The organism is Tianweitania aestuarii, assembly GCF_018457165.1.
Classification (GTDB): domain Bacteria; phylum Pseudomonadota; class Alphaproteobacteria; order Rhizobiales; family Rhizobiaceae; genus Tianweitania; species Tianweitania aestuarii.
The window spans coordinates 829,275-852,804 of sequence record NZ_JAFMNX010000001.1; the positions used below are offsets into that span (position 1 = coordinate 829,275).

The 23,530-nt window shown below is 62.1% G+C and carries 21 protein-coding genes; 6 read left to right on the top strand and 15 right to left on the bottom strand.

The annotated features are described in order from the left end of the window. Nucleotides 1-12 precede the first annotated feature (12 nt). The 6 genes from JYU29_RS03945 to JYU29_RS03970 form a co-directional block, all read right to left on the bottom strand. Nucleotides 13-693: a L,D-transpeptidase gene (locus JYU29_RS03945; RefSeq protein WP_213983435.1), complete on the bottom strand. Its 681-nt coding sequence runs from the start codon at nucleotides 691-693 to the stop codon at nucleotides 13-15. A gap of 160 nt (nucleotides 694-853) precedes the next feature. Continuing rightward, complete coding sequence (gene betA, locus JYU29_RS03950; protein WP_213983436.1) at nucleotides 854-2,503, bottom strand: choline dehydrogenase; 1,650 nt, start codon at nucleotides 2,501-2,503, stop codon at nucleotides 854-856. A gap of 2 nt (nucleotides 2,504-2,505) precedes the next feature. Beyond that, nucleotides 2,506-3,147, bottom strand: a complete 642-nt coding sequence (locus JYU29_RS03955; RefSeq protein WP_213983437.1) for a glutathione S-transferase family protein — start codon at nucleotides 3,145-3,147, stop codon at nucleotides 2,506-2,508. 2 nt (nucleotides 3,148-3,149) lie between these two features. After that, the gene (gene betC / locus JYU29_RS03960) at nucleotides 3,150-4,673 is read right to left on the bottom strand and encodes a choline-sulfatase (protein ID WP_213983438.1); all 1,524 of its coding nucleotides are present in this window, start codon (nucleotides 4,671-4,673) and stop codon (nucleotides 3,150-3,152) included. Between the two features lie 15 nt (nucleotides 4,674-4,688). Further along, nucleotides 4,689-5,264, bottom strand: coding sequence for a choline-binding transcriptional repressor BetI (gene betI, locus JYU29_RS03965; protein ID WP_213983439.1), 576 nt, complete (start codon nucleotides 5,262-5,264; stop codon nucleotides 4,689-4,691). Nucleotides 5,265-5,350: 86 nt separating this feature from the next. After that, nucleotides 5,351-6,100, bottom strand: coding sequence for a DUF3750 domain-containing protein (locus JYU29_RS03970; protein WP_213983440.1), 750 nt, complete (start codon nucleotides 6,098-6,100; stop codon nucleotides 5,351-5,353). A gap of 79 nt (nucleotides 6,101-6,179) precedes the next feature. On the opposite strand from JYU29_RS03970, the gene JYU29_RS03975 reads away from it, so the two are divergent. After that, nucleotides 6,180-7,184 carry an asparaginase gene (locus JYU29_RS03975; RefSeq protein ID WP_213983441.1) on the top strand — a complete coding sequence of 335 codons (1,005 nt, stop codon included), beginning with the start codon at nucleotides 6,180-6,182 and terminating at the stop codon, nucleotides 7,182-7,184. Here JYU29_RS03975 and JYU29_RS03980 read toward each other — a convergent pair. From JYU29_RS03980 to JYU29_RS04000, 5 genes are all read right to left on the bottom strand, one after another. Beyond that, a complete protein-coding gene (locus JYU29_RS03980; RefSeq protein ID WP_213983442.1) occupies nucleotides 7,181-8,509 on the bottom strand; it encodes a TIGR03808 family TAT-translocated repetitive protein in 1,329 nt (442 codons plus the stop codon). The genes JYU29_RS03975 and JYU29_RS03980 overlap by 4 nt on opposite strands. A 116-nt stretch (nucleotides 8,510-8,625) precedes the next feature. Next, nucleotides 8,626-9,015: a type II toxin-antitoxin system death-on-curing family toxin gene (locus JYU29_RS03985; RefSeq protein WP_213983443.1), complete on the bottom strand. Its 390-nt coding sequence runs from the start codon at nucleotides 9,013-9,015 to the stop codon at nucleotides 8,626-8,628. Then, nucleotides 9,012-9,233, bottom strand: a complete 222-nt coding sequence (locus tag JYU29_RS03990; protein WP_213984250.1) for an AbrB/MazE/SpoVT family DNA-binding domain-containing protein — start codon at nucleotides 9,231-9,233, stop codon at nucleotides 9,012-9,014. The genes JYU29_RS03985 and JYU29_RS03990 overlap by 4 nt, the downstream gene beginning before the upstream one ends. Before the next feature lie 186 nt (nucleotides 9,234-9,419). Beyond that, on the bottom strand, nucleotides 9,420-11,540 hold the full coding sequence (gene scpA / locus JYU29_RS03995) for a methylmalonyl-CoA mutase (RefSeq protein WP_213983444.1): 2,121 nt from the start codon (nucleotides 11,538-11,540) through the stop codon (nucleotides 9,420-9,422). After that, on the bottom strand, nucleotides 11,537-12,973 hold the full coding sequence (locus JYU29_RS04000) for a methylmalonyl-CoA mutase subunit beta (RefSeq protein WP_213983445.1): 1,437 nt from the start codon (nucleotides 12,971-12,973) through the stop codon (nucleotides 11,537-11,539). The genes scpA and JYU29_RS04000 overlap by 4 nt, the downstream gene beginning before the upstream one ends. Nucleotides 12,974-13,201: 228 nt before the next feature. Here JYU29_RS04000 and JYU29_RS04005 point away from each other — a divergent pair, with 228 nt between their 5' ends. Then, complete coding sequence (locus tag JYU29_RS04005) at nucleotides 13,202-14,785, top strand: helicase HerA-like C-terminal domain-containing protein (RefSeq protein ID WP_213984251.1); 1,584 nt, start codon at nucleotides 13,202-13,204, stop codon at nucleotides 14,783-14,785. A gap of 46 nt (nucleotides 14,786-14,831) precedes the next feature. Here the strand turns inward: JYU29_RS04005 and JYU29_RS04010 are convergent, their stop codons facing one another. Then, complete coding sequence (locus tag JYU29_RS04010; protein ID WP_213983446.1) at nucleotides 14,832-15,539, bottom strand: L,D-transpeptidase; 708 nt, start codon at nucleotides 15,537-15,539, stop codon at nucleotides 14,832-14,834. Nucleotides 15,540-15,726: 187 nt separating this feature from the next. Then, nucleotides 15,727-16,386: a haloacid dehalogenase type II gene (locus JYU29_RS04015; RefSeq protein ID WP_213983447.1), complete on the bottom strand. Its 660-nt coding sequence runs from the start codon at nucleotides 16,384-16,386 to the stop codon at nucleotides 15,727-15,729. Between the two features lie 185 nt (nucleotides 16,387-16,571). Here JYU29_RS04015 and JYU29_RS04020 point away from each other — a divergent pair, with 185 nt between their 5' ends. From JYU29_RS04020 to JYU29_RS04035, 4 genes are all read left to right on the top strand, one after another. Then, a complete protein-coding gene (locus JYU29_RS04020) occupies nucleotides 16,572-17,447 on the top strand; it encodes a branched-chain amino acid aminotransferase (protein ID WP_213983448.1) in 876 nt (291 codons plus the stop codon). Nucleotides 17,448-17,554: 107 nt separating this feature from the next. Further along, on the top strand, nucleotides 17,555-18,157 hold the full coding sequence (locus JYU29_RS04025; protein ID WP_213983449.1) for a superoxide dismutase: 603 nt from the start codon (nucleotides 17,555-17,557) through the stop codon (nucleotides 18,155-18,157). 178 nt (nucleotides 18,158-18,335) lie between these two features. Beyond that, nucleotides 18,336-18,773 carry a c-type cytochrome gene (locus tag JYU29_RS04030; RefSeq protein WP_213983450.1) on the top strand — a complete coding sequence of 146 codons (438 nt, stop codon included), beginning with the start codon at nucleotides 18,336-18,338 and terminating at the stop codon, nucleotides 18,771-18,773. Nucleotides 18,774-18,780: 7 nt separating this feature from the next. Next, complete coding sequence (locus JYU29_RS04035) at nucleotides 18,781-19,713, top strand: cytochrome c (RefSeq protein WP_213983451.1); 933 nt, start codon at nucleotides 18,781-18,783, stop codon at nucleotides 19,711-19,713. On the opposite strand, the gene JYU29_RS04040 is transcribed toward JYU29_RS04035, so the two are convergent. Together JYU29_RS04040 and JYU29_RS04045 are read right to left on the bottom strand one after the other, a co-directional pair. Continuing rightward, nucleotides 19,714-21,198, bottom strand: a complete 1,485-nt coding sequence (locus JYU29_RS04040) for an MFS transporter (protein ID WP_250157176.1) — start codon at nucleotides 21,196-21,198, stop codon at nucleotides 19,714-19,716. It abuts the gene before it with no gap. A gap of 105 nt (nucleotides 21,199-21,303) precedes the next feature. Next, complete coding sequence (locus JYU29_RS04045) at nucleotides 21,304-23,400, bottom strand: S9 family peptidase (RefSeq protein WP_213983452.1); 2,097 nt, start codon at nucleotides 23,398-23,400, stop codon at nucleotides 21,304-21,306. Nucleotides 23,401-23,530 lie beyond the last annotated feature (130 nt).

Sequence of the window (23,530 nt, forward strand, 5' to 3'; positions counted from 1 at the left end):
TTTTTCCTGCGTTTAAACGAGTGGGCTTTCGGGACCCTGCAGCACGACGACGCGTGTGCCGGCGGGTACCCGGCTGTAAAGGTCGATGATGTCGGCGTTAAGGAGACGGATGCAGCCGGAGGAAACCGCGCGGCCGATCGACCAGTCTTCGGTCGTGCCGTGGATGCGGTACAGCGTGTCGACGCCGTCCTTGAAGAGATAAAGCGCGCGCGGGCCGAGCGGATTGGTCGGGCCGGGCTCCATGCCGCCGGACAGATGACCGTAGCGCTCGGGATCGCGCGCCATCATGTCCTGCGTCGGCGTCCAGCGCGGCCATTCGCGCTTGTATTGAACGCGCGCGACGCCCTGGAACTCGAGACCGGCCTTGCCCACGCCGATGCCGTAGCGCATGGCGCGACCGTTTTCGCCCACGAGGAAGAGGTGGCGCGCCTGCGTGTCGACCACGATCGTGCCGGGCATTTCCGTGGTCGGGTAATCGACTTCCTGACGATAGAATTCCGGCTCGACCTTGGTCAGGTCGGCGGCTGCAACGGGATACAGCTCGTCGGTCTTGGCCGCATACATTTCCTGGAAATATTGCGGCACGACACGCGGCGCAGGCTTCACGGAAGCAGTCTGCTGACGCGAAGACATGCAACCGGCCAGGAACACAGGTGCAGACAGCACGAAAAGGCGGCGCGATAGTTCAGGCATAGTGAAAAAGGTCCTTGGTGGCTGGCGGGAAGAGCCTTGGCGAATGGTTCTCCTTGTCGTCGCGCATTAGCGTTAACAATATGCCTCTTTTGCGGGTGCAATTGAGCGTTCTTGTTCAACACCGCGTCAATGAACGACAGACGATCCCCCCTTCCTCCGTCTAGCGGTCGCTTACCTCCCAGCGGGGATTGATCCACGGCTCCTGGTTGGATGCGCTGAGCGGCGCGCGGCCAAGAATATGATCGGCTGCCTTCTCGCCGGTCATCATGGATGGACCGTTGAGATTGCCGTTGGTGACACGCGGAAAGATCGAACTGTCGGCGACCCGAAGACCCTGAACGCCGATCACCCGCGTTTCCGGATCAACCACGGCGTGGGGATCGTCAGCCCGGCCCATGCGGCAGGAGCCGCAGGGATGATAGGCGCTTTCCACATGCTCTCGGATAAAGGCGTCGAGCTGCTCGTCGCTCTGGACATTCGCACCCGGCGAGATTTCGCGGCCGCTGAACTCCTTGAAGGCGTTCTGCCCGAAGATCTCGCGCGTCAGGCGGATGCAATGGCGGAAATCCGCCCAGTCTTCCTCATGCGCCATGTAGTTGAAGATGATGCGCGGCTTGTCCAAGGGATCGCCGGAGCGGAGCGACACCGACCCGCGCGACTTCGAGCGCATCGGTCCGACATGGGCCTGGAAGCCGTGCGCCTTGGCGGCGGCCTTGCCATCATAACGCATCGCGGCGGGCAGGAAGTGGTACTGGATATCGGGATATTCGACGCCCGCTTTCGAGCGCAGGAAGGCGGCGGACTCGAAGTGGTTGGTGGTACCGAGGCCGCTCTTCAGGAACAGCCATTGCGCGCCGATCAGCCCCTTGGAAAACCAGTTCAGCTTGGAATGCAGCGTGACGGGCTTGAGCGATTCCTGCTGGATATAAAGCTCGAGATGATCCTGCAGGTTCTGGCCGACGCCGGGCCGGTCTGCCACGACCTCGATGCCATGCTCGCGCAGATGCGCGGCCGGACCGATGCCCGAAAGCATCAGCAGCTTAGGGGAATTGATGGAGGATGCCGCCAGCACGACTTCGCGCCGGGCTTTCACGACCTGAACCTGATTGCGCGTCGTGATCTCGACGCCGGTAGCGCGACCGTTCTCGATCACCACGCGACGGGCGAGGCCGCGAACGACCTGGACATTTGGCCGCTTCAGGGCAGGGCGCAGATAGGCGTTGGCGGCAGACCAGCGCCGGCCCTTGTAGATCGTCTGCTCCATCGGGCCGAAGCCTTCCTGCTTGGAGCCGTTATAGTCGCTCGTCGTCTCAAACCCGGCTTCGCGCCCCGCTTCAACAAAGGCCTTGTAGAGCGGATTGGTGCGTGGACCGCGCTGGACGTGAACGGGACCATCCGTGCCGCGCCAGCCGTTCTCGCCGCCATGGCTGGTTTCCATGCGCTTGAAGTAGGGGAGAACATCGGCATAGGCCCAGCCGGCCGCGCCGCTTTTCGACCAGTGATCGAAATCCCTGGCGTGACCGCGTACATAAACCATGCCGTTGATCGAGGATGAACCGCCCAGCACCTTGCCGCGTGGCGTGGCGAGCACCCGGCCGCCGAGATGCGGCTCGGGCTCGGATTTGAAGCCCCAGTCATAAAACGGCATGTTCATCGGGATCGACAGGGCGGATGGCATCTGGATCAGCGGCCCGGCATCGGTGCCGCCGAACTCGATCACAACAACCGAATGCTTTCCGTCTTCCGACAAACGATAAGCGAGCGCGGACCCCGCCGAGCCGGAGCCGACGATAACGAAATCGGCTTCCATGATTACTTGGCTCGCAGGCTGTCGTAGTTAACCATGACGTGCTCGGCATAGGCCGGGCGTCCGGTCAGACGGTCATAATACGCACGCAGCTTCGGCGTTTCGGCGCGGTCGAAGTCGAGATCGAAATAGCGGAAGAGGTAGGTGCCGATCACCATGTCCGCCCAGCAGACCGTGTCGCCGCCGAAGAAGCCGTCTTCGGGCATGCCGGTTTCGAGAATGGCTGCGACCTGCTTCAGCTTGGCCGCCGCGGCTGCGAAACTGTCGGGCAGGGGCTGGCCCGGCTTGGTGCTGATGATCGGCCAGAATACGCCGCCGAGAAAGGCGGGAACGAAGGTCGTCTTGATCCACTCGGCCCACTTGTCGACGGGCGCGCGAACAGCCGGATCGGCGGGCCAGAAGGCTTCGTCGCCGTAACGGGCGCCGAGATAGCGCGTGATCGCACCGCTCTCCCACAAGGTGAGGCCATCGATCTCCAGAACAGGCACGAGGCCATTGGGGTTCAGCGCCTTGAACTCGGGCGTGGTGTTGCCGCCGAACGCGCCGCCGACATCCAGCCGCTCATAGGAAAGGCCGAGTTCGGTGAGCGCCCAGGCAACGATCTGGACATTGGAAGACGTGGCGCGGCCGTGCAGGAGGGTGTTCATGATCATTCGCCTCGCGGAAAGCGCTTGTTCTCTTCAAGCACGTTGAGATCCATGTGATTGCGCATGTAGCGTTCGGACGCTTTTTGCAGCGGCTGATATTCCCAGGGGTAGAAGGCGCCGTTGCGCAAAGCGGGATAGATGATCCAGCGCGCGGCCTGGCTGGCGCGCACATCGGCATCGAAGCGCGCCATGTCCCAGCGCGCGCGCACGAAGCGCATGAAGCGCTCGACGTCGCCGGCATGAGCGGGATCAGCGGCAAGGTTGGTCCGCTCAAGCGGATCCGATTCAAGATCAAACAGTTGCGGCGGATCGATCTCGCAATGCACGAACTTGAAGCGGCCTTCGCGGATCGCCACCATCGGTGCGTAGGTGCCTTCGGCGGCATATTCCATCAGCACCGGCTCAGGCCGCGTTTCGCCGCGGGTGAGCGGAAGAACGGACTGGCCATCGGTCCAGGCGGCGATGCCGGACAGGTCGAGGCCCGCCAGATCGGCCATGGTCGGCAGGATGTCGAGGTTCGAGGTCGGTGCCGTGATCAGGCCGGGTTCGATGCCCTTGCCGGCGATCATGAAAGGCACGCGCGCCGAGCCTTCAAAGAAGTTCATCTTGAACCACAGGCCGCGCTCGCCGAGCATGTCGCCATGATCCGAGCAGAACAGGATCAGCGTGTCATCGGCCATGCGGGTGCGCTCGAGCACATCCATGATCTCGCCGACCTTGTCGTCGAGATAGGAGATGTTGGCAAAGTAGGCGCGCCGCGAGCGCCGGATGTTTTCATCCGTCACGTTGAAGGCGGGATAATCGCTGGCGTGATACAAGCGCTGTGAATGCGGGTCCTGTTCCTCCTTGGGAATGAAGCCGACTTCCGGCTCGAGATGAGCGCAGTCCTCGTAGAGATCCCAGTATTTCTTGCGCGCGACATAAGGGTCGTGCGGATGGGTGAAAGACACGGTCAGACACCACGGACGGGCGGAGGTGTCGTCCGACGTGCGGCTGAGATCATACAGCTTCTGGATCGCGTGGAAGCAGACCTCGTCGTCATATTCCATCTGGTTGGTGATCTCGGCCACGCCCGCACCCGTGACGGATCCGAGATTGTGATACCACCAGTCGATGCGCTCGCCGGGCTTGCGGTAATCCGGCGTCCAGCCGAAATCGGCGGGATAGATGTCGGTGGTCAGCCGGTCCTCGAAGCCGTGCATCTGGTCGGGGCCGACGAAATGCATCTTGCCCGAAAGCGCGGTGTAATAGCCAGCCGCGCGCAGATGATGCGCATAGGTCGGCACGGATGACGGGAACTCGGCGGCATTGTCATAAACGCCGGTGCGCGAAGGCAGCTGGCCGCTCATGAAGGCGGCGCGGCCGGGCGCACACAGCGGCGAGGCCGTGTAGTTGTTGCGGAACCGCGCAGAACGAGCCGCAAGCGCCTTCAGGTTCGGCGCATGAAGAAAATCTGCGGGACCATCGGGAAAGAACTTCCCGTTCAGCTGGTCCACCATGATGATGAGGATGTTCGGCCGGCTCATGCCTGTGCTGGACCTTTATGGGAGTTTAAGGGAAAGGTAATCTTCAACCAGCGCGATGGCCGATGCGGCATCCGGCTCGCCCTGCTTGAGGGCGCGGCGGATATAAAGGCCGTCGATCAGGGCCGCAACGCCTTCTGCGGTCATCACCGCCTGGTCACGCGGAAGCAGCGCCGACAGGCCGCTCATCAGATTGGAATGCAGCCGGCTGGCATAAACGCGCAACAAGCGCCGCATGGGTTCGGCGCGCTGGGCTTCCACATAAAAGGCGAGCCAGGCCGCGATGATTTCGGGCCGGAACTGCTTGGCCGAAAAGTTGACCTCGAGCATGGCGGAAACACGGGCGCGCGGTGTCTTGGCGTTCTTCAGGGCCGTGCGCGCATCGCGGCCGAGTTCGGCCAGAATATGCCGCATCGTGGCAAGCAGCAGGTCGTCCTTGCCGCGAAAATAATGAAAGGCGAGCGCCGACGAAACGCCTGCGCGCCCGGCAATGTCGGACATCGTGACATCGAGAGTGCCGGCATCACCGATCGCCGCGATGGTCGCATCGATCAGGGCACGGCGGCGTAGAGGTTCCATTCCGAGCTTGGGCATGGCTCGAAACTAGCTTTTATTGATTGGTCAATCAAGCGGGTTCGCTATCGAAGTGTCGCGACGATCTCGTGACGATCGCCGGACAATCAGCCGAGGATAGACGCGTCGACGCGACCGAAGGCGGGGATCTTCAAGGCGGGTTCGGTGACATCGATGCCGGCAACGACGCCGAGAAAGTGCAGCTCGAAGCCGGATGTCGCGCCGATCGCCAGACCGACGAAGCCGCCAAGCGTGACATGCAAATCGCGGGTCTTGGGCGACCAGGCGATGTCGAAGAGCCCCGGCGCATAATCGCGGCCTGTCGCATTGGGCGGCATGCGCGCGCCGATTTCCGGCACCTGTTTGAGCACCCAGGCCACGAAGGAGTTCGAGTTCGGACCGGGCCACACCACGTAATCGCCGGCACGCGAATAGGGATAGGCATCCACCGCCGCTTCCACGCGCGGGATCAGCGCTTCGGCTGCCGCGCCCGTTACGGCATGCATGATCACCGGTTCGTTGGAATACCAGCGGCCATCGGCGGGATAGCCGTTGCGCCGCACAGGATTGCCCCAGCCGACAACGTCATAGCGGTTATAGCGCGGCGCGCCTTTTTCCTTGGTGACGATCCAAGAGTGAACGGAGATCGCACCCTTCAAGCCGCCGAGCCGTGCGGCCATGACATAAACGGCGGCGTCATCGGTGTCCTTGACCACGGGCAGCACGCCGCTTGCCGACCAATCGGCCGAGCGCCAGGAATTGGGACGATCCTGCAGCATCCACCACGCCACGGTCGCGGCGGTGGGAAGGATGAAGACGAGCAGAATGAAGAGAACAACGGCTTTCAGAACAGCCATGCAGCGGGTAAGCCTCGAAACGGGAACAGTCTCTATGTAGGAAGCGCTTGGCGTTTTTCGCGTTCACATTGGTGAGATCATGACAAATCCGGTTCTGGCAGACGTGCTGCGTGGCGATCAGGTGGAAAGCCGCCATCGCGGCTCCGTGGTGGTATGCGATGCGTCCGGCAAAACGATCATGGCGGTGGGCGACACGAACAAGCCGGTGTTTCCGCGTTCTGCCGTGAAATCGATCCAGGCGCTGCCTTTCGTGGAGTCAGGTGCGGCCGACGCATATGGTTTCGGCAATCGCGAACTGGCGCTGGCCTGCGCCTCGCACAATGGCGAGCCGGAGCATGCAAGCCTGGCGCAAAGCATGCTGGAGCGCGCGGGTTTGAGCGAAGCCGACATGGAATGCGGCGTTCATTGGCCGACGCTCCAGAAAAGCGCGCTCGACCTGGCTTCCAGCGGCCGACAGCCGAACCAGCTGCACAACAACTGCTCGGGCAAACATTCCGGCTTCCTGTGCACCTGCGCCCATGAAGGCATCGACCCGACCGGCTATGTCGGCGCCGACCACCGGCTGCAGGAAATGGTGCGCGATGCGATGGAAAACGTCACCGGCGCAAAACACGATCCTGCCCATCGCGGCACCGACGGCTGTTCCATTCCGACCTACGCTATTCCGCTGAAGAACATGGCGCTCGGCTTCGCTCGCATGGCGACCGGCGAGGGGCTGGCACCCCAGCGTGCCGCCGCCGCCAAACGGCTGTTCGAGGCCTGCATGGCCGAGCCATTCCTCGTCGCCGGCACCGACCGCGCAGACACCAAGCTGATGCAGGCTGCGCCGGGCAAGATCATGGTGAAGATCGGCGCGGAAGGGGTGTTCTGCGCTGCCATTCCCTCTATCGGCGTCGGCATTGCCCTGAAATGCGACGACGGTGCAGCCCGTGCCGCGGAGGCGATCGTGGCGCGCGTACTCGAAATCGTGCTGCGCGACGACAAGGATCTGGGTCCCAAACTGAAAGCGCTGGCCAATCCCGTGTTCAGGAACTGGAATGGGATCGAGGTCGGTGGGATCAGAACACCGGAGGCGTACGCCTAGTTCACCTGAGTGTCGGCGATCGTCAGATTGGCAAAGGGCTGATCCGAAGCGGTTGCGAGATCGTCGGTGGCGCGCTCCGTCCAGCGATGGCCGATGATCGCGCCGTTGCGGGTTTGCGACAGGACATTGTCGGCGATCACGGCACTTCCCGTGCCATCGACCACCGAAACCGAGATGCCAATCCCGGCCTCGCGGATCGTGTTGCCGGTGGCCGTGACATTGCGCATGAACTCGCCCCAGCCGATGTTGATGCCGAAAAGCGGTGCGTTCTCGATGACATTGCCGGTCACAGCCGTATCGGCCTCCACCGCGATGCCGATGCCGAAGCCAGGCGGATCGGCGGGATAAGGGCCGGTGGTGGAGAGATTGCGCACGATGTTGCCGGACACCGTCGCCATGCGGCCGCCGAAGTTGAAGTTGACGACCGAAATGCCGTTGGCCGCGCCATCCACGATATTGTTCCCGATCACCGCGCCTTCGAACGCGAACTCGACATAAAGCCCGGTTTCGCCTGAGCGCAGACAGCTGTTGCCGGTGATGAGCGCGTTGCTCGCTGAATTGGCGCGGATGGCGGAAAAGGCGCAGTCTGCAACCTTGTTGTTCGTGACGCTGACCGTATGGGCGCGATAAAGGTTGATGCCGTTGCCGAACTGCCCGGTGCCGCCGCTCTTGGCACCGATGCGGTCGACGCGATTGTTCGCAACGATCGTTCCGTCCTCGCCCGGCTCCCAGCGATGCACGAGAATGCCGCCATCGCCGCAATCGGCAACGGTGTTGTCGGCGATTGTGAGGCCGCGCGCCTGCACCGAATAAAGCGCGTATTCGGTAGCGTTGTTGATCGCGCTGCGCTCGACGCGCCCTGCCGCGCCTTCCAGTGCGAGGCCGGTTTTGGCGCTGTTCAGGATTTCACATCGATCGATGAAGAGCGTGCCCGGTCGGCGGAAATCGAGCAGCGCCTTGATGTCGTCGCCAAGCCACAGACCGGCACCGTCGAAGGTGATGCCGGAAAGCTCGACATGGTCGAGATCGGACCCAAACAGGAGATGCCCGCCGCCGCCATAGATGAGGCGCGTGGCACGGGGAATGCCGATCAGCCGCAGGCGGCGTGGGAGGGTGAGGTTGGCGGCGATAAAGCGGCCGGGCGGAAGAACAACCGGTTCGTTGCGCTCGGACGCCTGGTCGATGAGCCTTTGCAAAGCTGCGCTTTGATCAGTGGGTGCGTTCGGCTGGAGACCAGCTCGCGTTTGCGCCCGTGCTGTCGATGCGCCGGCCAGCAAGGGCAGGCTGGCCAGTCCGCTGGCGAGAAGGTGGCGTCGGTTCAGCATGGGCTGCGATCCTTGCGCACTGATGTTGCGCGTGAAGCCCAGCCTAGCGGGCTAATCGTAAGCAGAGCGTTCAGACGCGAAGACGATGCCAAACGCCTAAGTCAGTCCGAAGGTGCCTAGGTTCTTGGAGCTGAATGGTCGCGCAAAAATCGGATGATGCCTTCCTCGACAATCTCTCCGGCCGCGACATCCCGCACGAAGGTGATGACTTGCGCATCCGTTGCCTTGATGCGCAGGCCGTGCAGCAAGAGAAACGTGTAAGCCGCGAGGTAGGCGGTGCGTTTGTTTCCATCCGCGAACGGGTGGTTACGCGCGAGACCGAAGAGATAAGCGGCCGCGAGTTCGTAGACGTCGGGCTCGCCATAGGTGGCTTTATGCATGGGGCGAGCCAGCGCCGCTTCAAGCGCGTTCTCGTCCTTCAAGCCTTCCAGGCCGCCGTGCTCGGCAACCTGTTCGTTATGAATGATCTCGATGGCTTGGCGGCTAAGCCACTTCCAAGTCGTCACTTCGCCAATTCGCGAAGGGCGACACGATACTGTGCCATCCCTTCACGCGCCGCTTCCAGCTGTTCGGCGAGGCTGGTGGTGCTGGGCAGCAATTCGAGTGACTGCTCTCGCTGGATTACGGTGAGCGTGTCGCCTGCCTTCAGATTGAGACGCTCAAGCATCTCCTTCGGCAGGATCACGCCTTCCGAATTGCCGATCTTGCGGACGGTGATGTTCATCTGCGTTCCATTTTCCAACCGTTCGATTTCAGCCAGCTTGCTAAACGCTTCAGCATACTTGTCCATGAAGCGTCGAGCAGCCTGCATCTGGCGATCGAAGTGTGTGTGATCTACGACCATGGAGATGATCCAAGTTATAACTTCTGTATAACCTAGATCACTTTACGTTGCAACATCAGTTGCAACTCACGCCAGCAGCGCGTCCATTAGCCGATCCGCAGCCTCTGGGATGACCGTGCCGGGCGGGAAGATTTCGCTTGCGCCGGCTTGTCGGACGGCCTCGAAATCCTGCGGCGGGATCACGCCGCCGGCGACGATGATGATGTCCTTGCGGCCGAGGCGATCGAGGGCTTGGCTGAGTTCGGGGATGAGCGTGAGATGGCCGGCGGCGAGCGAGGAGGCGCCGACGATGTGGACGTCGTGCTCCACGGCGAGCTTGGCGATTTCTTCGGGTGTCTGGAACATCGCGCCGACGGTGACATCGAAGCCGAGATCGCCAAAGGCGGTGGCGATGACCTTCTGGCCGCGATCGTGGCCGTCCTGGCCCATCTTGGCGACGAGGATGCGCGGTTTTCCGCCGTTCTTCTTCGCGAACTGCTCGACCTTCTGTTGAACGCGATCGACGGTCGGGTTCTGACCCATTTCCTTGCGGTAGACGCCCGAAATGGTCTGAACCACAGCGGCGTGGCGGCTGAAGGTCTTTTCCAGTGCGAGCGAGATTTCGCCGACGGTCGCCTTGGCGCGGGCGGCGTTGACGGCGAATTCAAGCAGGTTGCCGTTTCCTTCCGCGGCTCTGGTCAGCGCCGAAAGCGCGTCTTCCACGGCAGCCACGTCGCGCGTGCCCTTGAGCTGCTGCAGCTTGGATAGCTGGCGGGCGCGGACTTCGGCATTGTCGATCTTGAGAACGTCGACCTCGATGTCGGTTTCTGGCTGAAAGGCGTTGACGCCGATCAGCGGCTGTTCGCCGGAATCGATGCGGGCCTGCGTGCGCGCTGCCGCTTCTTCGATGCGCAGCTTCGGGATGCCTTTCTCAACGGCAGCCGCCATGCCGCCGAGTGTTTCGACTTCCTCGATATGGGCGAGCGCCTTGGTGACGAGCTCATGCGTGAGGCGTTCCACATAGGCCGAGCCGCCCCAGGGATCGATCACACGGGTGGTGCCGGATTCCTTTTGCAGAAGAAGCTGCGTGTTGCGGGCGATGCGGGCGGAATGATCGGTCGGCAGGGCCAGTGCTTCGTCGAAGGCGTTGGTATGAAGCGACTGGGTATGGCCCTGGGTCGCCGCCATCGCCTCGATCATGGTGCGCATGATGTTGTTGTGCGGGTCCTGCGCCGTCAACGACCAGCCGGATGTCTGGCAGTGGGTGCGCAAGGACAGCGAGCGCTGGTCCTTTGGCTGGAAGTTCTTCTGCATGAGGGCCGCCCAGATCAGGCGCGCGGCGCGCATCTTGGCGACTTCCATGAAGAAGTTCATGCCGATCGCCCAAAAGAACGACAGGCGCGGGGCGAAACTGTCGATATCGAGACCGGCGGCGACGCCGGCGCGGGCATATTCGATGCCGTCAGCGATTGTGTAGGCGAGCTCGAGGTCGGCCGTCGCTCCCGCTTCCTGCATATGGTAGCCGGAAATCGAGATGGAGTTGAACTTCGGCATATTTTGCGACGTGTAGGCGAAGATGTCGGAGATGATCCGCAGCGAGGGCTTCGGCGGATAGATATAGGTGTTGCGGACCATGAACTCCTTGAGGATGTCGTTCTGGATGGTCCCGGCGAGGTCCTTCTGGGCGACGCCCTGTTCCTCGGCCGCCACGATATAAAGCGCCATGATCGGCAAAACGGCGCCGTTCATGGTCATCGACACCGTCATCTTGTCGAGCGGAATGCCGTCGAACAGCTGGCGCATGTCGAGAATGGAATCGATCGCCACGCCCGCCATGCCGACATCGCCGGCGACGCGGGGATGATCCGAATCATAGCCGCGATGGGTGGCGAGATCGAAGGCGACGGACAGGCCCTTCTGACCGGCTTCGAGGTTGCGGCGATAGAAGGCGTTGGACTCTTCGGCTGTCGAGAAGCCGGCATATTGGCGGATCGTCCAGGGCTGCTGGACATACATCGTGGGGTAGGGGCCGCGAATATAAGGGGCAAGACCAGGCACGGTGTCGAGGTAAGGCAGCTGCGCCAGATCGTCGGCACCATAAGCGCGCTTGAGCGCGATGCCTTCGGGCGTCGTCCAGCTTTCGTCCTTGACGCGCGACGGTGTGGCGGCGGGGGCGGACCAGTCGTGCTTGGAGAAATCGGGGATCATCGGGCTTCTCCCGCTACGCGGTCGAGGAAAAGGGGCGAAAGCTGGTCGCAGAACACGGCACCGTCGGTGGGCGCGGGGCGTGTGTCGGCGCGGATCACCTCAACGGGTCGCTCGACCTTGGCCGGATAAAGCGTGGTGCCGATCACGTCGCGCTTGCCGCCACGAATGTCTTCGCCGCGTTTGACCGCCGTTTCCCTGATGCGGGCCTGCAGCTGGTTGTTCTTCAAACTCTGGAGAATGCCGCCTTCGGCTTCGATCCGCTGGAATTCCGTCCAGGCCGCCTGGCACAATTGGTCCGTCAGGGCCTCGATCACGCCGGAACCGGCGGCGGGATCGACCACGAAGTCGAGCTTGCTTTCGCCGGCGAGGATCAGCTGCGTGTTGCGGGCAATGCGGCGCGCGAAGTTTTCGGGCAGGCCGTGGGTGATCGTGTGCGGCAGAACGGACAGGCTGTCGGCGCCGCCGACCGCTGCGGCGAAGCTGGCAATGGTGGTGCGCAGGATGTTGGTCTCGCAATCCTTGAACGCCATCATGCGATAGGATGTTTCGGCGTGGATCTTGGCCGGGCGCGGGGCGACCTTGGCCAGTTCCTGCACACGCGTCCAGAGCTGGCGCAGGGCGCGGATCTTGGCGATCGACAGAAGCTGGTCCTGATCCACGCTGAGCGCGAAGCCGAGATAAGGCACGGTGTGCTGCAGAGGTTGGCGGTTCGCTTCGATCATCCGCAGATGTGACACGGCGGCGGCCAGCATTGCGCCGAGTTCCTGCGCTTCGCTGGCGCCGGCATTGTGATAAACGCGGCCATCGGCTTCGATCAAAATCGCGGGAATGCCCATGTCGAAGAAATGGGCGAGGGAGGGCGGCATGGAGGCGGCGAGCGCCTCGATCGACATGCGCAGCCGACCCGTTCCGCCGAAGATCGCTGCCGGATCGAGCCCGAGCGCGATGTCGAGCTTGGCGGGATCAACCGAATTGCGGGTGAGATGCTCCACCAGCCAGTCAACCGACATGCGGCTTTGCGGATGCACGTCGATGCGCAGGTGGATCTTGTTGAGGGGAATGCCGGCAAGTGCTGTGGCGAGCGCGTCCGGCGTTGCGGGCAGGCCATAGCCGAAGGCGTTCGGCGCACCTTCGAACACGAGTGCGAGACCGGTCGCGCCCTGAGCGATATCATCCAGCGCCTGCTTGTTGGCGCGTGCGGGATCGACATCGTCGATGCGCTGCACGATCGTCCAGGGCTTGGCTGGGTTGGCGCGAGACAGGAGGTTCGGCTCGGCGCGCGGATAAAGCGGCGCGATCGGCAAGCCGTCGTCGGTATGCGAAAGGAGCGTTGCGTCGAAGTCGGCGCCCTTCAGCGCTTTTTCCGCAAGGGTGCGCCAAGTGTCCATCGAAGGATCGGGAAACGCAGCCTGCTTGATCGAGCCGTAGTTCATTCTCACTCCCGTATGTTCGCACCCTGAAATCTAGGGCACTCGCGCAAAGCTCGCAAACAAAAGCCTGCAAAGGCTCGGTCTCACGATCAACCGAACGCTTGTTAGGTTTTTGGCGCTCCTGCACCATCCTTGCAAGCACAAACACTCCGCGTCGTGCCAGATTGTGGTGGCACACGCGGCTGACTATAGAATGACATATGTCTGACTGGATCGAGGACCCTGGCTTTGGTGTGGGCTGCTGCTGCTGAAACGATCTTTCTTGGCGCAAGCCGCAATCCCGACGACAGCTACGCGAAAGCGGAAGAGTTGTTGCTGCGCTACGGCAACCGCCACGGGCTGGTGACGGGCGCAACCGGCACCGGCAAGACGGTGACGCTTCAGGTGCTGGCGGAAGGGTTTTCGCGCGCTGGCGTGCCGGTGTTCTGTTCCGACATCAAGGGCGATCTGTCCGGCATTGCGGTGAAGGGCACGCCGCAGGATTTCCTGCTCAAGCGGGCGGCCGAGGTGCGGCTCGATCCTTACGACCATGCGGCCTTTCCGGTGATCTTCTGGGACCTGTTCGGCGAACAGGGGCATCCGATCCGTGCGACCGTTTCCGAGATGGGACCGCTGCTTTTGTCGCGGCTGATGAACCTTTCGGAAGCGCAGGAAGGCATCATGAACATCGCCTTCAAGATCGCCGATGACGAGGGGCTTCTGCTGCTCGACATGAAGGACCTGCAGGCGCTGCTGGCCAACATCGCCGAGCGCGCCAAGGAGATCGGCGCGCGCTACGGCAATGTCAGCAAGGCGTCGGTGGGGGCGATCCAGCGCGCGTTGCTGGTGCTGGAACAACAAGGCGGCAACCACTTCTTCGGCGAGCCGGCTTTGCGCATCCAGGACCTGATGCGCACGACGCAGGATGGGCGCGGCGCCGTCAACGTCTTGGCCGCCGACCGGCTGATGATGAACCCGCGGCTTTATGCGACCTTCCTCCTTTGGCTCCTGTCGGAACTGTTCGAGGAACTGCCGGAAGTCGGCGATGTGGACAAGCCCAAGCTCGTTTTCTTCTTCGACGAAGCGCATCTTCTGTTCGACGAAGCGCCCAAGGTGCTCGTGGACCGCGTCGAGCAGGTTGTGCGGCTGATCCGCTCCAAGGGCGTCGGCGTCTTCTTTGTGACGCAGAACCCGCTCGATATTCCCGAAACGGTGCTGGCCCAGCTCGGCAATCGTGTTCAGCATGCCCTGCGCGCTTATACGCCGCGCGAACAAAAGGCGGTGCGGATCGCGGCTGAAACGTTCCGGCCGAACCCGGACTTCGATTGCGCGACCGCCATCACGCAGCTGGGTGTCGGTGAAGCGCTGGTGTCGGTGCTGGAAGCGAAAGCCGTGCCGTCGATCGTGCAGCGCACGCTGATCCGCCCGCCTGCGGGACGGATCGGTCCTGTTTCGCCGGAAGAACGCCGCGATCTCATCGCCCAAAGCCCTGTAGCCGGCCAGTATGATGAAGCGATTGACCGCGAGTCGGCGTTCGAAGTGCTGCAGAAGCGCGCCAATGAGGCGGCCGAGCGCGAGGAACAAGCGCAGGCGGAAGAGGGCGGCACGAAGTGGACGCTGCCCGATTTCAACCGCAAGGATGACGCGCCATCCCAGGCACCGACAGGGCGCACCCGAACGCGCTACGACGATGCGCCGCGCAAGCGGGCGCCGCGCGCATCGAACCGGCAAACGGTAACGGAAGCCGCCATCAAGTCCGTGGTGCGCTCAGCGGGAGCGTCGATCGGCCGTGCGCTGGTGCGCGGTATTCTGGGCGGGCTCAAGCGCGGTCTTTAAACAAAAAAGCCCTGGATCAACCGGGGCTTTTTCGATGGGATAGACCTTACATCACCACGATCGGCGTGCCGCTGGGAACGCGGTCGTAGAGGTCGATGATGTCCTGGTTCATCAGGCGCACGCAGCCCGATGACACGTTGCGGCCGATGGAGGCCCATTCCGGCGAGCCATGGAGACGATAAAGCGTGTCCTGGCCGTTCTGGAAGATGTAGAGCGCGCGGGCGCCGAGCGGATTGCGCAAACCGGGTTCCATGCCGCCGTTTTCGACGCTGTAGGGCTCGAGTTCCGGCTGGCGCGCGATCATTTCTGCCGGCGGCTTCCAGTGCGGCCACTTCTTTTTCCACTGGATCACGCCCTGCCCGGACCAGGCGAACCCTTCGCGGCCCAGACCAACGCCGTAGCGCATCGCCTGACCGTTGGGCATCGTGTAATACAGGAAGTGACCGCGCGTATCGACGACCACCGTACCCGGGCGCTCGCCCGTCGGGTTCGGCACGATCTGGCGATAGAATTGCGGATCGATCTTCTCATACGGAATCGCGGGGATCTCGAATCCCTCGTCGTAAACCGGGCCGTACATGGAAGCGGCATTGGAGGATTGGTAGGTCGGCTCGGCCGGGGCAAGCTCGACGACCTGATCAGCTGGACCGATGCGGGTTGCACAGGATGCCAGGAAAGAGGACGCCGCGAGCACACCGGCACCCATAAGGAAGCGGCGCCGGTCGGGACGGTCGGACGGGTGGTGAACGGACATAGACTTGAGATCTGCCTTTTCAACTCAACGCAAAACCAGGGGCACCGACGGCGCCTGGCTTTCAATGCAAGAACACGTGACTGCCTTAAGAAATCCGGCAGAACCGTGGAAATTCAACCGCTGCGAGCAAACTCCGCCACCACTGTGCCTTAATGGCAACAACATCGAAGGCGGCATCAGGCGCGGATCAGGCGCGGATCAGGCCAGTCAGATCGGGCAAAACGAGGCTCGGCTTCAGGTCGGGATATTCGTCCGGCATGGTGGCGCGGTTGATCCAGACGGTGCGAAAACCGAATTGGGCGGCGCCAGCGATATCCCACCGGTTGGAGGACTGAAACGACACCGCATCCGGGTAAAGACGCCACTGTGTGGTGACGAGATCATAGGTGCCGGGATCGGTCTTGAAGCGGCCGATCGCATCTACGGAAAACACGTCGTCGATGATGTCGTCCAAGGCTGCCGAGCGCACGGCGGCGGCAAGCATGGAAGGCGAGCCGTTCGACAGGATCGCAATGCGCGCGCCCGATGCCTTGAGGCTGCGAAGCACGGTCGGAACTTCGGGATAACAATCGAGCGTCAAATAGGCGTCGAGCAGTTTCTGGCGCAGGGAACGGTCGGCGCTCGGCACGCGGGCGAAGGCATAATCGAGCGCTTGTTCGGTCAGCGTCCAGAAATCCTGATAGGTGTCCATGAGGGTTCGCACCCAGGAATATTCCAGCTGCTTGGCGCGCCAAAGATCCGACAGGAGCTGGCCGTCCGGTCCGATCTCTTCGGCATGGCGGCGCACGGCGGCATGCACGTCGAACAAGGTGCCGTAGGCGTCAAAGACATAATGGGAATGAGGCATGGCTTTGTCCGTGTGGTTCCTGCGAAGGCTTTGGCGTTGCTGCGCCCGACGTCAAGCCAAGCTGGTTCATGGCCCCACCTGTTCAAGCCGGCTGGACCATCATTCCACAGGCTCGAGGGTGTTGACGCACCTGGAAAGAAGGTCCTTTGTGCGCACTCGAAACGACACGTGGGATCGCCCTGATTATGACTGAAAGCAAGCCAGCCAAGACCAAGACCTGGACCTATCTGGACGGCGACTGGATCGAAGGCAACCCGATGATCGTGGGTCCGCAAACCCATGCGATGTGGATGGCCTCGACCGTATTCGACGGCGCGCGCTGGTTCGAGGGCGTTGCGCCCGATCTCGACCTGCATGCGGCGCGCGTCAACGTTTCATCGGTCAATCTCGGCATGAAGGCGACGATGAGCGCCGACGAGATCATCGGCATCACCAAGGACGGTTTGAAGAAGTTCGACGGCAATACGGCTGTTTACATCCGGCCGATGTATTGGGCCGAGAACGGCGGCTATATGGGCGTGACGGCGGATCCGGAATCGACCCGTTTCCTTCTGTCGCTCTACGAATCGCCGATGCTGCCGCCGAGCGGCTTTTCGGTGACGCAGTCGCCGTTCCGCCGGCCATCGCTCGAAACCATGCCGACCAATGCCAAGGCCGGCTGCCTTTATCCCAACAATGCCCGCGCCATTCTGGAAGCCCGTTCGCGCGGCTACGACAATGCGCTGGTGCTCGATATGCTCGGCAATGTCGCGGAAACGGGCACGTCGAACGTGTTCATGGTCAAGGATGGCGTCGTTTATACGCCGATCCCCAACGGCAGCTTCCTGTCGGGCATCACCCGCATGCGCAACATCATGCTCCTGCGCGAAGCCGGCTACGAGGTCGTCGAAAAGTCGCTGAAGGTCGCCGATTTCGTGGATGCGGACGAAGTGTTCTCCACCGGCAACCATTCAAAGGTCGTGCCGATCATCAAGGTCGAGAACAAGGACTTCCAGCCGGGTCCGGTGGCCAAGAAAACGCGCGAACTTTATTGGGACTGGGCGCACTCCACGTCGGTCTGACCCGAGCAGAATTTTCGTCCGACGTTTTTTGACGCGTTGTCATCACGACGTCGGTGCCTATGTTTCATTTGTAATCCACACAGCCATTTAATTAGGGAGATTGACCAATGGCCTTCGAACTTCCCGAACTGCCGTACGACTACGAGGCGCTTCAGCCCTACATGTCGAAGGAAACGCTGGAGTACCATCACGACAAGCACCACAAGGCGTATGTCGACATGGGCAACACGCTGGCGGAAAAGGCCGGCATGGCCGGCAAGTCGGTGGAAGAGATCGTCAAGGCTTCCTATGGCAAGGACCAGCCGCTCTTCAACAACGCCGCACAGCACTACAACCACATCCATTTCTGGAAGTGGATGAAGAAGGACGGCGGCGGCAAGAGCCTTCCGGGCAAGCTGCAGACGGCTTTCGACAGCGATCTCGGCGGCTACGACAAGTTCCGCAACGACTTCATCGACGCCGGCAAGGGCCAGTTCGGTTCAGGCTGGGCCTGGGTTGCCGTCAAGGATGGCAAGCTCGAGATCATGAAGACGCCGAACGGCGAGAACCCGCTGGTGCACGGCGCCACGCCGATCCTCGGCGTCGATGTGTGGGAGCATTCCTATTACATCGACTACCGCAACGCCCGTCCGAAGTATCTCGAAGCCTTCGTCGACAACCTCATCAACTGGGACTACGTCCTGGAGCGCTACGAAGCCGCTTCGGCCTGATCCGTTCAGGTTGGTTAAACAAGCCCCGCTTCGGCGGGGCTTTTCTTTGCTCACGACGTCAATCGTTGAACGCTGTGTTCATGAACTCAGAACCAGCTTCACATTTGTTTGTCCGAGACTTTTCCTTCGTAACGTGCATGCTGCCGCTTAGGGACTGTCGATCTCTTGAGAGGACTGGATGAAGAAGATCGTACTCACCGCTGGTTTGCTGGCCATGTCTTTTGGAATGGCTCATGCTGACCCTATCGCCGACCGCCAGGCGCTCATGAAGGATATGGGCAAGGCTGTTGGCTCTGTTGCCAAGATCGCCAAGGGCGAGCAGCCGTTCGATGCTGCCACCGTCAAGACGGCGCTGGAAACGCTGGCAACCGATGCGCAGAAGCTCGATGCCGACAAGCTGTTCCCCGAAGGAACGGAAACGGGCGGCGATACGGAAGCCTCGCCGAAGATCTGGGAGGATCGCGACGGCTTCAAGGAGCAGATCGCCAAGTATCAGGCCGATACTGCTGCCGCAGTGAAGGCCGATCCGCAGGATCTCGAATCCTTCCAGATGGCGTTCAAGTCGATCACCGCCAATTGCGGCGCCTGCCACCAGACCTATCGCGTCAAGAAGTGATCGTGACGTGAGATGGCCAGCCAAGATCGGCTTGACCGTTGTCGGGCTGGGCATCGTCGCAGTAGGAGCCGCCTGGTTCCTGTCTGCGCCACAACGCGTGTCGGCGCAAACGCTGGCAGCGCTCGACGCGGGTGACGCGCAAGCCGGCCGCCGCATCTTCTTTGCGGCGGGTTGTGCGTCCTGTCATGCCAAGCCCGGATCCGAAGGCGATGCGCTGATGGAATTGCCGGGTGGCGTGAAGCTCGCCACCGACTTCGGCACGTTTGTCGCGCCGAACATTTCCCAGCATCCGACCGATGGCATCGGCAACTGGTCGGTTGAGGATCTGGCTAATGCGATGATGAAGGGCGTGACGCCGGACGGTACGCATCTTTATCCCGCCTTTCCCTACACATCCTATGCCCGCATGGAGCCCGGTGATATCGCCGATCTCTATGCGTTCCTGAAAACCACGCCTGCCGTGGCAGGTGCGGCGTCGCCCAATGAGGTACGCTTCCCTTTCAACATTCGCCGCGGTCTGGGTCTGTGGAAGCAGCTCAATCTCAGCGCGGAGCCGGTGATTGCCTTGGGTGACGATGCGTCCGAGCAGGTGCGTCTCGGGCAATATCTGGTGGAAGGTCCCGGCCATTGCGGGGAATGCCACACGCCGCGAAACATGACCGGCGGTTCGATCAAGACGGAGTGGCTGGCTGGCAGCGTGGCGGCGGAAGGTGAGGGCAGTGTCCCGAACATCACGCCGGACGGTGCTGTCGGTGACTGGTCGCAATCCGATCTCGTGAACTACTTCGAGACCGGCTTTACCCCCGATTACGATTCGGTCGGCGGTTCGATGGTCGAGGTTCAGAAGAACCTCGCGCAGTTGCGCCCGGAAGACCGCGAAGCGATCGCGGCCTATCTCAAGGCGATCCCGGGCAGGCCGAACGGCTATCCGGCGCGCTGATCAGTCCGCCACGGGCGCATGGTGAACTGTGCCATGCGCTTCTTTCTCCTTTGGTGCCTTCAAGAAGAAGGTCACGAGAATGGCGACGCTGCCAAAGGCCAGGAACTCGTAGGAGATGGCCGCGCGAATGGCTTCCGCATAGGCCACTCGATCGCCTGTGCCGCCTTGTCCATCCAGCACCATGAAGAAGATCTGGCCGACGATCGCCACACCGAAGGCAGCGCCCATCTGCTGGAAGGATTGCAGCGCGCCTGAGCCGGACCCCGCATCGCGCGTCGGCACATTGGCGAGAACGCTCTGGAACAAGGATGAGATCGTGCCGCCGAGGCCGACGCCGCCGAGGAACAGGCCGGGCGCGATCGTCCAATGATCGGCAAAGCTGGTGACTTCCGGCAAAACGATGCGCAGCCACAGCATGGCCCCAACCAGAAGCGTCGTGCCGGCCGCCACGCGCTGGCGCAAAAAGCGGCTGCCGAGGCGGTTGTTGACCAGCGAGATGAGCAGCACGCCGACGGGAAAGGGGATGGTGCTCAAGCCGGATTGCAGCGGCGTGAAGCCGAGGCCGCTTTGCAGAAACAGCGCCAGCACCATGAAGAAGCCGGCGACGCCTGAAAAGAACAGCACCACCATCAAACCGCCCAGCATGTAGTTGCTGTTCGACAGAAGATGGGCCGGCAGAAGCTGCGCCTTGTTCGTCTTTTCGCGCTTGTGCTCGAAGGCGTAGAAGCAGCCGAAACCGACCAGCGCCAGCGCAACGAGGCCGAAGATCCAGATCGGCCAGCCGAAACCGCGGCCTTCGATCAAAGCGAAGATGATCAGGAACACCGAAGCGCCGGCAAGCAGCGTGCCGCCGGTGTCGTTCTTGATCGTCCGGTCGCCGGGGATCGAGGGCACCACGATCTGCGCGGCGATCAGCGCGATGATGCCGACGGGAATGTTGACGAGAAAGATCGGCCGCCAGTCGAGGCCGGCAATATCGGCGTTGATCAGAAGGCCGCCGGCGAGCGGTCCGGCAACGGAAGCCAGACCTGCACTCAGGCCGAAGAAGGAAAACGCTGCGCCGCGTTCATGCGGCGGAAAGATCACCTGCACAATGGCCAGCACCTGCGGCATCATCATTGCGCCAGAAAAGCCCTGAAGCGCGCGTGCGGCAACCAGCCAGTTGATCGACGGAGCCATGCCGCACAGGGCGGAAAACAGCGTAAAACCCGACACGCCGAGCAGGAACATGCGCTTTCGCCCGATACGGTCGCCAAGCCGTCCGAAGGGAAGGAGGCCGATCGCAAAGGCCAGGATATAGGCCGCCACCACCCATTCGATCTGGCTTGGCGAGGCTTCCAGATTGCGCTGCAGGCTGGGCAGCGCGACGTTCACGATGTTCACGTCGATGAGGTTCATGAAGCCGGCGAGCAGCAAAATGATCAGCATCAGCCAACGCCGCTCATAGGGTTGCTGCGGCGAAACGGAATGCGGCGGCTGGGACATGGAAAGACTTTCGGAAACGCGACCGGTCAGCCGCGGCAGGGAACCAGACACAGAAGCTTCGAGCGCGCGGATGGTTGCCCCATCCGCGCCGCTTCGATCAAAGCTTCAGCCTTTTCCTGCCACCTTCAGCGCGAAGGCGTAGGAATAGGCGATCTCTTCCAGCCGCGAGAAGCGACCGGACGCGCCTGCATGACCGGCATCCATGTTGATGCGGAACAGCACGGGATTGTCGGAGGTCGAGCGGTCGCGCAGCCGCGCCACCCATTTCGCCGGCTCCCAATAGGTCACGCGCGGATCGGTGAGGCCGGCGACCGCGAGGATCGGCGGGTAGGGATGCGCGCCGACATTGTCATAAGGCGAATACGCGGCGATCGCCTTGTAGTCCGCATCCGAGGTGATCGGATTGCCCCATTCGGGCCATTCCGGCGGGGTGAGCGGCAGTGTGTCATCGAGCATGGTGGACAACACGTCGACGAATGGCACTTCGGCGATGATGCCGCCGAAATCTTCCGGGGCGAGATTGGCGATCGCCCCCATCAGCATGCCGCCAGCCGATCCGCCCTGCGCGACGATACGGTCATGGCCGGTGTATCCTTCGCCGACCAGATGCTTCGCTGCCGCGATAAAGTCGGTGAAGGTGTTCTGCTTGGCGGCGCGCTTGCCGTTTTCGTACCAGGCATAGCCCTTGTCCTTGCCGCCACGAACATGCGCGATGGCGTAAACAAAGCCGCGATCCACCAGGGACAGACAGTTGGTGTTGAAGCTGGCGGGAATGGTCATGCCATAGGAGCCGTAGCCATAAAGCAGGCAGGGCGCGGAGCCGTCGAGCTTCGTGTCGCGACGATACAGCAGGGACACGGGAACGAGCTCGCCATCGGCGGCCGGCGCCATCAAGCGGCGGGTGACGTAATCGTCAGGATTATGGCCGGACGGCACTTCCTGCGTCTTGAGAAGCGTGCGCTCGCGCGTGCGCATGTTGTAGTCGAACAGCTGCGACGGCGTGGTCATGGAAGAATAAGAGAAGCGGATCGTGTCCGTGTCATATTCCAGCGACCCGCCGAGGCCGAGCGAATAGGCTTCCTCGTCAAAGGCGATGCGATGCTCTTCGCCGGTTGAACGCTCGCGCACGACGATGCGCGGCAGGCCATCCTTGCGCTCCAGCCAGACAAGGAAGTCGCGGAAGGATTCGATCGACAGGATCAGGCGACCCGGCTCATGCGGCACGATCTCGCGCCAGTTTTCTCGGACCGGATCGGCAACCGGCGCTTCCATGATCTTGAAATCCTTGGCGCCATCCGCATTGGTCAGAATGAAGAAGACATCGCCGCCTTCTTCCAGATCATACTGCATGCCGGTTTCGCGTGCCGCGACGAGCTTGGGCGTGGCATTCGCATCGTCGGCCGGGAAGATGCGGTATTCGGAGGTCTCGTGATCGTGGATCGAGATCATGATCCACTTGTTGTCGCGCGTGCCGCCGACGCCGACGAAGAAGCCGTGATCGTCTTCTTCGAAGATCAGCCGGTCAGTTTCCGCTGCCGTGCCGATCGCATGATGGAAGACGCGTGAGGGACGATGATTGGCATCGAGCTTCGTATAGAAGAAGCCGTCGCTGCCGGCACTCCAGACGCCTTCGCCACCGGTATCGGGCACGACTTCGTCGAGGTCCTGACCGTTGTCGAGGGTACGCACGCGCAGTGCGTAGAACTCGGACCCCTTGTCGTCATTGCCCCAAAGCAGGCGGGCATGATCGGGTGAATGATCGACGCCGCCGAGGTGGAAATACGCGCGGTCGGCGGCTTCCTTGTCGCCATCGAGCAGGATCACCTGCTCGCCACCGTTGCGCGGGGTGCGGAAATAGCGGGGCTGTTCGCCGCCGAGCACATAGGACGAACCGTAAGCGAACGGCCCATCCTTCATCGGGACGGACTGGTCGTCTTCCTTGATGCGGCCGCGCATTTCCTTGAACAGCGTCTCGCGCAGCGCTGCCGTGTCCGCCATCATCGCCGTTTGATAAACGGTTTCGGCTTCCAGGTGAGTGCGGATTGCGGGGTCGAGCAGGGTCGGGTCGCGGAACACGTCCTGCCAGTTGTCGGCGCGCAACCAGGCATAATCGTCCTCGCGCGTGATTCCGTGACGCGTATCGCGCCAATCGCGGCGCATGGTGGATGGCGGCGTGATGGCGGGGAATTTGGGGTCTGTCATGGAGCTCTCTAACAAGAAAGTGAATGTTTACAAAGGCTTCTGCTCTGCACAAGAAGCGCGATATCGGTTGGCGTGTAAATCACGGGGAACATAGGCATTCCCGGCCGCCAAGTCACCGCGCCAAGGCCTC